The following is a 14,208-nucleotide window of genomic DNA, read 5'->3' on the forward strand; positions in this document are numbered from 1 at the left end:
CGGCCTTGTAGCCGAGGCCGCGGCGCTCTCGGCGTGCTAAAGGCTCGCCGCCGTGCGGAAGGTGATCCCGGCCGCGCGCAGGCGGTCGATGAGCGTGTTGCCCATGGCCGCGGCCGTCGTCACCTGGCCGGCCGTGTGCGGCAGGTCGTCGAAGGCGAGGCACAGCGCCGCCTCGGCGAACATCTTCGCCGTCTCGTCGTACCCGGGATCGCCGCCCGCGACCTCGGTGAACACCCGCCTGCCACCGCCCTCGCCCACGAAGCGCAGGGAGAACCAGCTGCGCGCCCGCTTCTCGGCGCTCGGACCCTCCCCGGGCCTGAGCCGGCCGGACAACCAGCGGCGGGCGGGCGGAAGTTGCGCCGCCGCCGCGAGCGTGCCCACGGCGGCGACCCCGCCCACCGCGACCGGCAGGTGCCGTACGGCCGCGTAGTGCCGGTAGCGGAAGTCCGGGCCGTAACGGTCCAGCGCCCGCGCGGACCGCACCACGATCTGCGGATCGATGGTCGGCAGCGGCAGCGCCCACGCGCCGATCTCCCCGGCGAACCGCGGCGCGCCCACCGGCGCGGACGCCCGCCGCCCCATCAGCCGCGGCTCGTGCCGCGCGCGGTCCCGCGCCGCGGCCCGCATCCGCAGCGGACGCGCGAACTGGTTGAGCGCCGAGGCGAACGTCCCGCCCGAGAAGGCCGCGTCCGCCCGGACGAACCCGTCCACCGCGAGCGGCACGCCCTCCGGCAGCTGCTGCACGGTGAAGTACACGCCGAGGTCGTGCGGTACCGAGTCGAACCCGCACGCGTGCACCAGCCGCGATCCGGTCTCCCGCGCGCGGGTGTCGTGCCGGACGTACACCAGGTCGACGAACTCGGGCTCGCCGGTCAGGTCCAGGTAGTCCGTGCCGCTGTCCGCGCAGGCGGCGACCAGTTCCTTCCCGTAGGTCACATAGGGACCCACGGTGGTGGCCACCACGCGCGCCTGCCGGGCCAGTTCCCTCAGGGAGGCCGGGTCGGCCACGTCCGCCCGCAGCACTCCGACGGACGCACCGCCGGGCAGCCGTTCGCGCAGTTCCCGAAGCCGCCGCTCGCTGCGGCCGGCGATCGCCCAGCGCAACCCCTCGGGGGCGTGGGCGGCGAGGTACTCCGCGGTGAGGGTCCCCACGAAGCCCGTGGCTCCGAACAGCACGATGTCGTACGGACGCCCGGTCCTCTTCAGCCTGCTCATGACACCCCTCGTCGCTCCCGCAGCCCACAGCCCGCGCCGCTGTCGGTGGCCGAGGCTAGCGTGAAGGACGGCGGGCCCCGACGGCGAGGGGTGGCGAGCGGTACGGCCACCGCCGCGTGGGGTGCCACACTCGGAGGTGACTTGGCTAAGCGCTTGCTCGTTCAGGGCTTGTGCGCGGTGGAACGCGTTCTTAGCATCGTCGGTGTGACATCAGTTGTGTCACGGTGGTCGCGGCAAGGGGGCTCGATGACAACGGCACAGGCACCAGGGCGGCACGGCCCGCTGACGGGCGTGCGCGTCGTCGAACTGGCCGGCATCGGCCCCGGACCGTTCGCCGCGATGCTCCTGGCCGACCTGGGGGCCGACGTGGTCCGGGTGGACCGCCCCGGCGGCGCCGGACTAGGGATCGACCCCGCCCACGACATCACCAACCGCAACAAGCGCTCCGTGGTCGTCGACCTCAAGGCGCCGGACGGCCCCGCCCGCGTCCTCGACCTCGCCGCCCGCGCGGACGTCCTCGTCGAGGGCTACCGTCCCGGCGTCGCCGAACGCCTCGGCGTCGGCCCCGCGGACTGCCACGCCCGCAACCCCCGGCTCGTCTACGGTCGGATGACCGGCTGGGGCCAGGACGGCCCGCTCGCCCCACGCGCGGGACACGACATCGCCTACATCGCCGTCACCGGCACCCTCGGCATGATCGGTGAGGCGGACCGGCCCCCGGCCGTTCCCGCCAACCTCCTCGGCGACTACGCGGGCGGCTCCCTGTACCTCGTCGTCGGCGTCCTCGCCGCCCTGCACCACGCCCGCGCCACCGGAACCGGCCAGGTCGTGGACGCCGCCATCGTCGACGGCGCCGCCCACCTCTCCGCGATGATCCACGGCATGCTCGCCGCCGGTGCCTGGCTGGACGGCCGCGGATCCAACCTCCTGGACGGCGGCTGCCCGTACTACGGCACGTACGAGACCTCCGACGGCGAGTACATGGCGGTCGGGGCGCTGGAACAGCGGTTCTACGACGAGTTCCTCCGCGTCCTCGGCCTGCCGGACCTCGCCGGGGCGCACGCGGACATCACCCGCTGGGAGGAACTGCGCAAGGCCGTCGCCGCGCGCTTCAGATCGCGCACCCGGAAGGCGTGGACCGCGCTCTTCGAGGGCTCCGACGCGTGCGTGGCACCCGTGCTGTCGCTGCGGGAGGCCCCGCACCACCCACACCTCGCCGCCCGTGGCACCTTCACCGACCACGACGGCCTCACCCAGCCGGCCCCCGCACCCCGCTTCTCCGCCACCCCCACCGCCGTTCGCACCGGACCCGCCCGGCCGGGCGCCGACACGGCGGACGTGGCCCACGACTGGAACCTGCCCGCCTTCGTGGAGGACGGTGCCTGATGGACATACGGCTCTGACGCATCCGCCGGGAGGATCCACGGAAGGCCCCGGAACAGACGCCCCCCGGACATGACGCCCTCCAGGACCGAGCGCCCCCGGGACCGGACGTCCCCGGAACGGCACTCCGGTACGGACGCCCCCAAGACCTCACCGCCCCGAAAACCTCGTTGAAAGGCTTGTCAGTGAGCACCGAAGCGTACGTGTACGACGCGATCCGCACCCCGCGCGGGCGCGGCAAGGCCAACGGCTCCCTGCACGGCACGAAGCCCATCGACCTGGTCGTCGGTCTCATCCACGAGATCCGCGACCGCTTCCCCGGCCTGGACCCGGCCGCCGTCGACGACATCGTGCTCGGCGTCGTCGGCCCGGTCGGCGATCAGGGCTCCGACATCGCGCGCATCGCCGCCGTCGCCGCCGGGCTGCCGGACACGGTGGCCGGGGTGCAGGAGAACCGCTTCTGCGCCTCGGGCCTGGAGGCCGTCAACCTGGCCGCCGCCAAGGTGCGTTCCGGCTGGGAGGACCTGGTCCTCGCAGGCGGCGTCGAGTCGATGTCCCGGGTGCCGATGGCCTCCGACGGCGGCGCCTGGTTCAACGACCCGATGACCAACCTCGCCGTCAACTTCGTGCCGCAGGGCATCGGCGCCGACCTGATCGCCACCATCGAGGGATTCACCCGGCGCGACGTCGACGAGTACGCCGCCCTGTCCCAGGAGCGCGCGGCCACCGCCTGGAAGGAGGGCCGCTTCGACCGCTCCGTCGTCCCCGTCAAGGACCGCAGCGGCCTCGTCGTCCTCGACCACGACGAGCACCTGCGCCCCGGCACCACCGCCGACTCCCTCGCCAAGCTGAAGCCGTCGTTCGCGGACATCGGCGACCTGGGCGGCTTCGACGCCGTCGCCCTGCAGAAGTACCACTGGGTCGAGAAGATCGACCACGTCCACCACGCGGGCAACTCCTCCGGCATCGTGGACGGCGCCTCACTCGCCGCCATCGGCTCCAAGGAGGTCGGCGAGCGCTACGGCCTCACCCCTCGCGCGCGGATCGTCTCCGCCGCCGTCTCCGGCTCCGAGCCCACCATCATGCTCACCGGGCCCGCCCCCGCCACCCGCAAGGCGCTCGCCAAGGCCGGCCTGACCATCGACGACATCGACCTCGTCGAGATCAACGAGGCCTTCGCGGCGGTCGTGCTGCGCTTCGTGAAGGACATGGGCCTGTCCCTGGACAAGGTCAACGTCAACGGCGGCGCCATCGCGCTGGGCCACCCGCTGGGCGCCACCGGCGCGATGATCCTCGGCACCCTCGTCGACGAACTCGAACGCCAGGACAAGCGCTACGGCCTCGCCACGCTCTGCGTGGGCGGCGGCATGGGCATCGCCACCGTCGTCGAGCGCGTCTGACCCACCCAGCGGCGCCAGCAGACCTCAGACTTCAACGGAGACCCCGACATGACCGAGAGCACCACCATCCGCTGGGAACAGGACGACACCGGCGTCGTCACCCTCGTCCTCGACGATCCCGACCAGTCCGCGAACACCATGAACCAGGCGTTCCGCGACTCCCTCGCCGCCGTCACCGACCGGCTGGAGGCGGAGAAGGACTCCATCCGCGGCATCATCCTCACCTCCGCGAAGAAGACCTTCTTCGCCGGCGGCGACCTGCGCGACCTGATCCGGGTCACGCCCGAGACCGCGCAGGACCTCTTCGACGGCGGCCTCGCCATCAAGCGGAACCTGCGCCGCATCGAGACCCTGGGCAAGCCGGTCGTCGCCGCCATCAACGGCGCCGCCCTCGGCGGCGGCTACGAGCTCGCCCTCGCCTGCCACCACCGCGTCGCCCTCGACACCCCCGGCACGAAGATCGGCTGCCCCGAGGTGACCCTGGGCCTGCTCCCCGGCGGCGGCGGAGTGGTCCGTACGGTGCGGCTGCTCGGCATCACCGACGCCCTGCTGAAGGTGCTCCTCCAGGGCACCCAGTACAACGCCCGGCGCGCCCAGGAGAACGGTCTCGTCCACGAGGTGGCCGAGTCGCCGGAGGACCTGCTGGCCAAGGCCCGCGCCTTCATCGACGCCAACCCCGAGTCGCAGCAGCCCTGGGACCGGCCCGGCTACCGCATCCCGGGCGGCACTCCGGCCAACCCCAAGTTCGCCGCCAACCTGCCCGCCTTCCCGGCCAATCTGCGCAAGCAGACGAACGGCGCCCCCTACCCGGCGCCGCGCAACATCCTCGCCGCCGCCGTCGAAGGCGCCCAGGTCGACTTCGAGACCGCCCAGGTCATCGAGGCCCGCTACTTCGTGGAGCTCGCCGCCGGGCAGATCTCGAAGAACATGATCCAGGCGTTCTTCTTCGACCTCCAGGCCGTCAACTCCGGCGCGAACCGCCCCCAGGGCGTCGAGCCCCGCCAGGTCCGCAAGGTCGCCGTCCTCGGCGCCGGCATGATGGGCGCGGGCATCGCCTACGCGTGCGCCCACGGCGGTATGGAGGTCGTCCTGAAGGACGTCTCCCTGGAGGCCGCCGTCCGGGGCAAGGGCTATTCGGAGAAGCTGTGCGCCAAGGCCGTCGCCAGGGGCCGTACCACCCAGGAGAAGGCGGACGCGCTGCTCGCCCGCATCACGCCCACCGCCGAGGCCGCCGACCTCGCCGGCTGCGACGCGGTGATCGAGGCCGTCTTCGAGGACCCCGCCCTCAAGCACAAGGTGTTCCAGGAGATCGAGCATGTCGTCGCGCCCGACGCGCTGCTGTGCTCCAACACCTCCACCCTGCCCATCACCGCACTCGCCGAGGGCGTGGAGCGCCAGGCCGACTTCATCGGGCTGCACTTCTTCTCGCCCGTCGACAAGATGCCGCTGGTCGAGATCATCAGGGGCGAGCGCACCGGCGACGAGGCGCTGGCCCGCGCCTTCGACCTGGTCCGGCAGATCAAGAAGACCCCGATCGTCGTCAACGACTCGCGCGGGTTCTTCACCTCCCGGGTGATCGGCCACTTCATCAACGAGGGCGTGGCGATGGTCGGCGAGGGCATCGAGCCCGCGTCGGTCGAGCAGGCGGCGGCCCAGGCGGGCTACCCGGCCAAGGTGCTGTCCCTGATGGACGAGCTGACGCTCACCCTGCCCCGCAAGATCCGCAACGAGTCCAAGCGAGCCGTCGAGGAGGCCGGCGGCACCTGGCCCGCCCACCCGGCGGAGGCGGTCGTCGACCGGATGGTGGACGAGTTCGGCCGTACCGGCCGCAGCGGCGGCGCGGGCTTCTACGAGTATGGGGAGGACGGCAGGCGGGCAGGGCTGTGGCCGGGCCTGCGGGAGCACTTCACCAAGCCGGGGTACCGGATCCCGTTCCGGGACATGCAGGAGCGCATGCTCTTCTCCGAGGCGCTCGACACGGTCAAGCTCCTGGAAGAGGGCGTCCTGACCTCCGTCGCCGACGCCAACATCGGCTCGATCTTCGGCATCGGCTTCCCCGGCTGGACCGGCGGCGTCCTGCAGTACATCAACGGCTACGACGGCGGCGCCGGGGGAGGGACGGGGCTGCCCGGCTTCGTGGCCCGCGCGAGGGAGCTCGCCGAGCTCTACGGCGAGCGCTTCACCCCGCCCGCCCTGCTGGTGGAGAAGGCAGAGAAGGGGGAGACCTTCACGGACGCGCGCTGAAGGACGGCGCGTCGCTCAGGCGGAGGGCGCGTCCCCCGGGGCCCGGTCTCCAGGGGCTCCGTCCTCCGCCCGAGCGGTGTCGACCCACTCCCGCAGCTCCTCCCTCAGCGACCGCTGGAAGGTGGTCAGCAGGGCCTGCACCACCAACGGGTGCATATGGGCCGACAGGGACTTCACGTCCCGGGTGTCGCGCTCGGCGACCGCGTCGCGCAGCAGGCCCGACAGCTCGTGGGCGGCGGCGCGCGCGTGCTCGATCAGCGTGGTGCGCGCGGCGAGGACGGTCTCCTGCGACAGCGGGACGTCGAGCATTTCCACCCCGAGCCGCAGCAGTCCCGAGTCGACGCGGAAGGCGTCCTCCCCCGCCCGCGCGACCACGTCCATCGCCGCCAGCCGCTCCACGTCCTCGTCGGTCAGCGGCCGGCCGGCCCGCCGCCCGAGCTCCCGCCGGGAGACCGTCTCCAGGCTCTCCGGCGCCCAGGAGGCGACGACCGCGCGGTGCACGGCCAGGTCGTGCGGGCTGAGGTCCGGCGGGAGCTGCCGCAGATGGCGCTCGATCGCGGCGAGCGTCATGCCCTGGTGCTGCATCTCCTCGATCAGCGCCAGGCGTGCGAGATGGTCCCCGCCGTAGTGGCCCACCCGGCGCGGACCGATCACGGGCGGCGGCAGCAGGCCACGGCTGCTGTAGAAGCGGACCGTGCGCACGGTGACGCCGGCCCGTGCGGCCAGCTCGTCGATCGTGAGGGCCGGCTCGTCGGCGTCGGTCGTCGTCATGTACATCAGTATTGCTGTCGCACCAATGGTGTGAAAGCCGGTGGGAAAGCCGGTGACCGATCTGCGCAGGTCGTGTGAGAAGTTCCGCTCTGTGACATGTGCCATCGCATGCGAAGTGACCTCTCTGGAAAACTGCTCCACTGGTCTGTACCGCGTCATGGGTGGTGCGGGCCGCAACTTGTACGGACAACCGGGCGCACAACCGCCCGGGGCACCAGAGAGTGGAACCACCCGTGAGCAAGGACTCCGCGCACGCGGCACAGGTCGCCGAACACCCCCAGGCGACCGGGATGCCCGCCGATGCGGGCGACGCCGGATACAGCAAGGACCTCAAGCACCGCCACGTCAACATGATCGCCATCGGCGGGGCGATCGGCACCGGCCTCTTCCTGGGCGCCGGTGGCCGCCTGCACACCGCGGGCCCCGCGCTGGCGCTGGCCTACCTGGTCTGCGGCGTCTTCGCTTTCTTCGTCGTCCGGGCCCTGGGCGAGCTGGTCCTGTACCGGCCCTCCTCCGGGTCCTTCGTGTCGTACGCACGCGAGTTCCTCGGTGAGAAGGGCGCCTACGTCGCCGGCTGGATGTACTTCCTGAACTGGTCGACGACCGGCATCGCGGACATCACCGCGATCGCCCTCTACACGCACTACTGGAGCCTGTTCACGCCGATCCCGCAGTGGGTGCTGGCGCTGATCGCCCTCGCCGTGGTCCTCACCGTGAACCTGATCTCGGTGAAGATCTTCGGCGAGATGGAGTTCTGGTTCGCGATCGTCAAGGTGGCCACCCTGGTCGCCTTCATGCTGGTCGGCATCTTCCTGCTGGCCACGCAGCACCAGGTGGACGGGCACACGCCGGGCCTGAGCGTGATCACCGACCACGGCGGCATCCTGCCGCACGGCACGATGCCGGTGATCCTCGTCATGCAGGGCGTGATCTTCGCCTACGCCGCCCTCGAGCTGGTCGGTGTGGCCGCGGGCGAGACCGCCCAGCCGGAGAAGGTCGTCCCGCGCGCGGTGAACTCGATCATGTGGCGTGTGGGCCTGTTCTACGTCGGCTCGGTCGTTCTGCTCGCCCTGCTGCTGCCCGGCTCGGTCTACTCGGCCGACGAGAGCCCCTTCGTCACGGTCCTGTCGAAGATCGGTGTCCCGGCGGCGGGTGACGTCATGAACCTCGTGGTCCTCACGGCCGCCATGTCGTCGCTGAACTCCGGCCTGTACTCCACCGGCCGCATCCTGCGCTCCATGGCCGTGGCGGGCTCCGCGCCGAAGTTCACCCGGGTGATGAGCCGCACCCAGGTCCCCTACGGCGGCATCCTGCTGACCTGCGCGGTCTGCGTGCTCGGCGTCGGCCTGAACTACCTCATGCCGAGCCAGGCCTTCGAGATCGTGCTGAACGTGGCCTCCCTCGGCATCGTCAGCACCTGGGTGATCATCATGATCTGCCACCTGATCTTCGTCCGCCGCGCCAAGGCGGGCCTGGTCACCCGGCCGCACTTCCGCCTCCCGGCCAGCCCGGTCACCGAGATCGCCACGATCGCCTTCCTCCTGGCCTGTCTGGGCCTGATGTGGAACGACCCGGAGGTGGGCCGCAAGACCCTGCTCCTGATCCCCCTGATCGCGGTCCTTCTGGTCGGCGGCTGGTTCGGCGTGCGCCGCCGCGTCGCCCAGGAGACCGACCGGGAGCTGTCCCGGCTCACGAAGTAGCAGCTCAACGCCACTGTCAGTGGCAGCCCGTACGGTGGCGTCATGTCGGGGATCACATACATCCGGGGTGACGCCACCGCGCCGTCGGCCAGGGGCGTCAAGGTGATCGCCCACGTCTGCAACGACATCGGGGGCTGGGGCAAGGGGTTCGTCCTCGCGCTCTCCAGGCGCTGGGCCGAGCCCGAGGCCGCCTACCGCAGTTGGCACCGCGACCGTGCGAGGAACGACTTCGCGCTGGGCGCCGTCCAGCTCGTCCCGGTCGACCGGTACGTGTGGGTGGCCAACATGATCGGCCAGCGCGGTGTCAGCAGGGGCGGCAAGGGCGTGCCCGTGCGATACGACGCGATCGACACGGCACTGGCCCGGCTCGCCGACCGGGCGATCGAGCTCAGCGCCTCCGTGCACATGCCCCGCATAGGCTGCGGGCTCGCCGGTGGCAGATGGGAGCGGGTGGAGCCGCTGGTCGTGGAGCGGCTGGTGAAACGGGGGATCGCGGTCTCGGTGTACGACCACGGGGGGTGAGCCGGACCGTCCGGGGCGCGGTGCGCCGGGGAGCGGTCCGGCCGTCACTCACCTGTCGTGCACGTCGTTCGTCGCCTCGATCTTCTTCCACGACCGCGGCTGCGCCTTGCTCGCCGGCGTGCCGGCGAAGGACGCGGCCCGTGCCGCGGGAGCGGCCGGCTTCACCGGCTGGAACAGCCAGGTGTCGAAGAGCGCGGCCAGCGGCCTGCCCGAGACCTGTTCGGCGTACTTCTGGAAGTCGGCCACGGAGGCGTTGCCGTAGGCGTGCTGCCGCGGCCAGCCCTTCAGGACGGCGAAGAACGCCTTGTCGCCGATCTCGTTGCGCAGCGCCTGGATGGCGACGGCGCCCCGGTCGTAGACCGCCGCGGCGAACTGGTCGTCCGGGCCCGGGTCACCCGGCTTCACCGTCCAGAAGGCGTCGTCGGCCGGGTGCGAGGCGTAGACGTAGTCCGCCAGTTCCTGCGTCGTGCCCTCGCCCTCGTGCTCGGACCAGACCCACTGCGCGTAGCGCGCGAAGCCCTCGTTGATCCAGATGTCCTTCCAGCCCTTGAGCGACACGCTGTCGCCGTACCACTGGTGCGCCAGCTCGTGCACGACCACGGAGGTGTTGGAGCCGTTCGCGAACTGCTTCGGGCTGTAGTACACGCGGGTCTGCGTCTCCAGGGCGTACCCGGTCGTCGTGTTCGGGACGTAGCCTCCCGCCGAGCTGAACGGATACGGCCCGAAATAGCCGCTCAGCCAGTCGACGATCTCCCCGGTGCGCTCCACGCTCGCCCGCGCCGCGCCGTCGTTGTCGCCGAGGTCCTTGCTGTAGGCGTTGACGACCGGGACACCGCCCTCCGACCTGCCGGTGGTGATGTCGAACCGGCCGAGCGCGAGCGTGGCCAGATACGTCGCCTGCGGCTTGTTCTGGCGCCAGTTGAAACGGGTCCAGCCCAGCTTCGAGTCGGTCGACTGCAACGTGCCGTTGGAGATCGCCTGCGTGCCGTCCGGGACCGCCACCGACACGTCGTAGGTGGCCTTGTCGCTGGGGTGGTCGTTGCTCGGGAACCACCACCAGGCGGACTCGGGCTCGTCCGCCGCGACCGCGCCGTCCGGGGTGCGGTGCCAGGTGGTGAAGCCGTACGCGCTCTTCGTGGACGGCACGCCGCTGTAGCGGACCACCACCGTGATCGGCGTGCCCTTGGCCAGCGGTGCCCTTGGCGTGATCACCAGCTCGTGCTGCCCCGAGGTGGTGAACGCGGCCTTCGCCCCGTTGACCCGCACCTCGCTCACGTCCAGCAGGAAGTCCAGGTCGAAGCTGGACAGGTCCTGGGTGGTCCGCGCCGAGATCGTCGCCGTACCCTCCAGCTCGTCCGTGGCGGGCTGGTACTTCAGCCTCAGGTCGTAGTGGGAGACGTCGTAGCCGCCGTTGCCGTAGTACGGGTAATAGGGGTCGCCGATGCCCGGGGCACCGGGGGAGTAGCTCGCGGCCGATGCCGGGATCGCCAGCAACAGGGAGGCCGCGGCCAGTGCGCCCGGCGCGATCAATCTGCGGTGCACGTCAGCTCCAAGTCGTAGGGGTACGAAGGCTGTTCGGAGCCTATTGAGTACCTGTGCCCCTAGACATGTCCATGGCCACTGCTGTCACACGATCGCCATCCGGCCGCCATGAGCGAAGTCCCTCGGCACTCCCAGGGCGTGCCCCGGCCACGGCCGACCCGGCGAGACGTCGGCTCCCGTCTTCCGCGGACCGCGCCGTGACGAGTGCAGGACGGGTTCAGGCGGCCGGGTACGCCAGCCCGGCCGCCTCACGCGCGCATCCCCACGCAACGGTGACCCCGGCCCCGCCGTGCCCGTAGTTGTGCACGAGCACCCGCCCGTCCGGCAGCTCCGCGCGCTCCAGCCGCACTGCGGGCCGGGCCGGACGCAGTCCCACCCGGTGCTCCAGCACCCGCGCCCCGGTGATCTCCGGCCGCAGGGCCGCGCACCGTTCCACGATCCGCTCGGCCACCGCGGGGTCGGGCGTCAGGGACCAGTCGTCCTCCTCGGCCGTACCGCCGAGCAGCAGCCCGCCCGGCTGCGGAAGGAAGTAGGTGGAGGACGCCGAGGTCTGGTCGACGGAGGTCAGCCACGTCGTGATCCCCGGGTTCTCCACGACGACGAGCTGCCCGCGCACCGGACGCACCTCGGGATCCGGTACCAGGTCGCGGGCGCCCAGACCGGTGCAGTTCACGACCACCGGGGCGTCGACCGCGGCGAGGTCCGTCACCGTGCGCTCCTCGACCACCCCGCCCGCCGTCAGCAGCCGCTCCCGCAGCCACGGAAGATGAGTCGACATGTCGATCAGTGGCAGCCGTGCCCACAGCGCCGTCCCCGCGTACTCCCCGGCACGAGCCGTGCGCAGTCCGGGCACCCGCGCGGCCCACGGCCCGAGCGCGTCCAGCCGGGTCTCGCCGTGCACCCCCTCGACCAACCGCACACCCGTCTCGTCCGGGCGGGCGGCCAGGTCCTCGTACACGGCCAGCGACTGCAGCGCCCAGTGGCCGACTTGCGCCTCCGGCTCGATCCGGTAGGGCCACCACAGCCCGCCGGCGACCGCCGAGGTGGTCCGCTCGGCCGGTTCCCTCGTCCACACCCGCACCCGCCGGCCGCCCTCGGCCAGCACGATCGCCGTGGTCAGCCCTATGACCCCACCGCCGACCACCACGACATCGTCACTCAGTTCACCGTCCACGCCGCGACCGTAGCGGAACGTGTCGTGCGGTGCCCACATCGGCCCCCGGCCCGGTACCAGAGACCGGCGTACGGCTCCCCGTTCGTCCGGCTCCGGACGACTTGGGCCGCGCACCGGTGCAGCCGCTGACGGGCCGGGCACCGCCCGGTGCGCCCGCTAGGATCGGCGATCTGATGACTGCCACCCTCGTCGCCAAGAACCTCGCCGCCGGACACGGTGACCGCGCCCTGTTCGCCGGGCTCGACCTCGTCGTCGCGCCCGGGGACGTGATCGGGCTGGTCGGTGCCAACGGCGCGGGCAAGTCCACGCTGCTCAGGATGCTCGCCGGGCTGGACGTGCCCGAGCAGGGCGAACTCACGCTCTCCCCGCCGACGGCGACCGTCGGCCATCTGCCGCAGGAACCGGAACGCCGCCCGGGCGAGACGGTGCGCCGGTTCCTGGCCCGCCGCACCGGAGTGGCCGAGGCCCAGCGGGCGATGGACGAGGCCACCCAGGCCCTCGTCGACGCGATCCCGGGCGCGGACGACCGGTACGCGAGCAGCCTGGAGCGCTGGCTCGGACTCGGCGGCGCCGACCTCGACGAGCGCGCCGAGGAGGTCGCCGACTCCCTCGGCCTGGCCGTCGACCTGGACCAGCCCATGGCCTCCCTCTCCGGTGGCCAGGCGGCCCGCGCCGGACTGGCGTCCCTGCTGCTCTCCCGCTACGACATCTTTCTGCTCGACGAGCCGACCAACGACCTCGACCTGGACGGCCTGGAACGCCTCGAGCGATTCGTGACCGGGCTGCGCGCCGGCACGGTCGTCGTCAGCCACGACCGCGAGTTCCTCACCCGCACCGTCACCAAGGTCCTCGAACTCGACCTCGCCCAGGGGCGGATCAACCTCTACGGCGGCGGATACGGGGGCTACCTGGAGGAGCGGGACGTGGCCCGCCGGCACGCCAGGGAGAACTACGAGGAGTACGCCGACAAGAAGACCGCCCTCCAGGAACGGGCCCAGATGCAGCGCGCCTGGATGGACAAGGGCGTGAAGAACGCCCGGCGCAAGGCGGGCAACGACAACGACAAGATCGGCCGCAAGTTCCGCAGCGAGGCCAGCGAGAAGCAGGCCGCCAAGGCCCGTCAGACCCAGCGCATGATCGAGCGCCTGGAGGTCGTCGAGGAGCCCCGCAAGGAGTGGGAGCTGCGCATGGAGATCGCGGCGGCCCCGCGCTCGGGCGCGGTCGTCGCCACGCTGCGCGACGCCGAGGTGCGGCGCGGCGGTTTCGTGCTCGGCCCGGTCTCCCTGCAGATCGACTGGGCGGACCGGGTGGCGGTCACCGGCGCGAACGGTGCCGGCAAGTCGACGCTGCTGGCCGCCCTCCTGGGCCGGGTCTCACCGGACGCGGGGCACGCGGCCCTGGGCTCCGGTGTACTGGTCGGCGAGGTCGACCAGGCCCGTCGCCTCTTCCACGGCCCCGAGACGCTGCTGGACGCCTTCCGCACGGCGGTCCCGGACACCGAACCGGTGGAGGTGCGCACGCTGCTCGCCAAGTTCGGCCTGAAGTCCGACCACGTGCTGCGCCCCGCCGCGACCCTCTCTCCGGGCGAGCGCACCCGGGCCGCACTCGCCCTGCTCCAGGGCAGGGGCGTCAACCTGCTGGTCCTGGACGAGCCGACCAACCACCTCGACCTGCCGGCCATCGAACAGCTGGAGTCGGCACTGGACTCCTACGAGGGCACGCTGCTCCTCGTCACCCACGACCGCCACATGCTGGAGGCGGTACGGACGACCCGTCATCTGGAGGTGGCTGACGGCAAGGTGACCGAGCGTTAGCCGTCTCGGGGACCGGAGTACCGCCGGTGAGTGCCGTCGACGCGGGGCTTTACACTCGGCAACCGTTGCCTCGCGCAGCGAGACTCCCGACCGAAAGGCCTGGTTGCCCATGTTCCAAGACGCCCCCATCTACCACCAACTCGTCGCCGAGCGCGGCGACGTGCCCGCACGAGTCCGTGACGCGGCCACGAGCATACGCCGGGAGCTCGACGAAGTGATGCGTACGGGGCAGCCGTCGGGCGCCTTCCAGCCCGGGCTCTCGTCCGGCCACGCGGCCCCACGGCCCTACTCGGCGCTACCCCCGGGCCCGTACCCGCGATAGCGGTCGCGGGTACGTCACCGCCGCCGGCGCACGACACGCGGCGCGTGACACGGCCGGCCGCGTCCCCGAGGGGACGGACCGGCCCGGACCCGCCCCGATCACGCGGCGAGCCCGGGCCCGG

10 protein-coding genes are annotated in these 14,208 nt (G+C 71.9%); 6 read left to right on the forward strand and 4 right to left on the reverse strand.

Annotated elements, in window-relative coordinates; all coding sequences use genetic code 11:
• Positions 1–36: 36 nt before the first annotated feature.
• A complete protein-coding gene (locus BZY54_RS21535) occupies positions 37–1,215 on the reverse strand; it encodes a saccharopine dehydrogenase family protein (RefSeq protein ID WP_086726883.1) in 1,179 nt (392 codons plus the stop codon).
• Between the two features lie 246 nt (positions 1,216–1,461).
• Between BZY54_RS21535 and BZY54_RS21540 the strand changes: the two genes are divergently transcribed.
• The 3 genes from BZY54_RS21540 to BZY54_RS21550 all read left to right on the forward strand — a co-directional run bounded on the left by BZY54_RS21540 (position 1,462) and on the right by BZY54_RS21550 (position 6,242).
• A complete protein-coding gene (locus BZY54_RS21540) occupies positions 1,462–2,601 on the forward strand; it encodes a CaiB/BaiF CoA transferase family protein (RefSeq protein ID WP_086726884.1) in 1,140 nt (379 codons plus the stop codon).
• A 182-nt stretch (positions 2,602–2,783) separates the two neighbouring features.
• Positions 2,784–3,998 carry an acetyl-CoA C-acetyltransferase gene (locus BZY54_RS21545; RefSeq protein WP_086726886.1) on the forward strand — a complete coding sequence of 405 codons (1,215 nt, stop codon included), beginning with the start codon at positions 2,784–2,786 and terminating at the stop codon, positions 3,996–3,998.
• A gap of 48 nt (positions 3,999–4,046) precedes the next feature.
• Positions 4,047–6,242, forward strand: coding sequence for a 3-hydroxyacyl-CoA dehydrogenase NAD-binding domain-containing protein (locus BZY54_RS21550; RefSeq protein ID WP_086726888.1), 2,196 nt, complete (start codon positions 4,047–4,049; stop codon positions 6,240–6,242).
• Positions 6,243–6,257: 15 nt separating this feature from the next.
• Here the strand turns inward: BZY54_RS21550 and BZY54_RS21555 are convergent, their stop codons facing one another.
• Complete coding sequence (locus tag BZY54_RS21555; RefSeq protein ID WP_167414037.1) at positions 6,258–7,013, reverse strand: MerR family transcriptional regulator; 756 nt, start codon at positions 7,011–7,013, stop codon at positions 6,258–6,260.
• A 233-nt stretch (positions 7,014–7,246) separates the two neighbouring features.
• Between BZY54_RS21555 and BZY54_RS21560 the strand changes: the two genes are divergently transcribed.
• A complete protein-coding gene (locus BZY54_RS21560) occupies positions 7,247–8,713 on the forward strand; it encodes an amino acid permease (RefSeq protein WP_086726890.1) in 1,467 nt (488 codons plus the stop codon).
• A 42-nt stretch (positions 8,714–8,755) separates the two neighbouring features.
• On the forward strand, positions 8,756–9,235 hold the full coding sequence (locus tag BZY54_RS21565) for a macro domain-containing protein (protein ID WP_086726892.1): 480 nt from the start codon (positions 8,756–8,758) through the stop codon (positions 9,233–9,235).
• Between the two features lie 48 nt (positions 9,236–9,283).
• Here the strand turns inward: BZY54_RS21565 and BZY54_RS21570 are convergent, their stop codons facing one another.
• Positions 9,284–10,777 carry a M1 family metallopeptidase gene (locus BZY54_RS21570; protein WP_086726894.1) on the reverse strand — a complete coding sequence of 498 codons (1,494 nt, stop codon included), beginning with the start codon at positions 10,775–10,777 and terminating at the stop codon, positions 9,284–9,286.
• Between the two features lie 217 nt (positions 10,778–10,994).
• Positions 10,995–11,951: an FAD-dependent oxidoreductase gene (locus tag BZY54_RS21575; RefSeq protein WP_244217271.1), complete on the reverse strand. Its 957-nt coding sequence runs from the start codon at positions 11,949–11,951 to the stop codon at positions 10,995–10,997.
• A 173-nt stretch (positions 11,952–12,124) separates the two neighbouring features.
• Here BZY54_RS21575 and BZY54_RS21580 point away from each other — a divergent pair, with 173 nt between their 5' ends.
• Entirely contained in the window at positions 12,125–13,765 is a 1,641-nt protein-coding gene (locus tag BZY54_RS21580; protein WP_086726897.1) for an ABC-F family ATP-binding cassette domain-containing protein, read from the forward strand.
• Positions 13,766–14,208 lie beyond the last annotated feature (443 nt).

It is taken from the genome of Streptomyces carpinensis, from assembly GCF_002154505.1.
Classification (GTDB): domain Bacteria; phylum Actinomycetota; class Actinomycetes; order Streptomycetales; family Streptomycetaceae; genus Streptomyces; species Streptomyces carpinensis.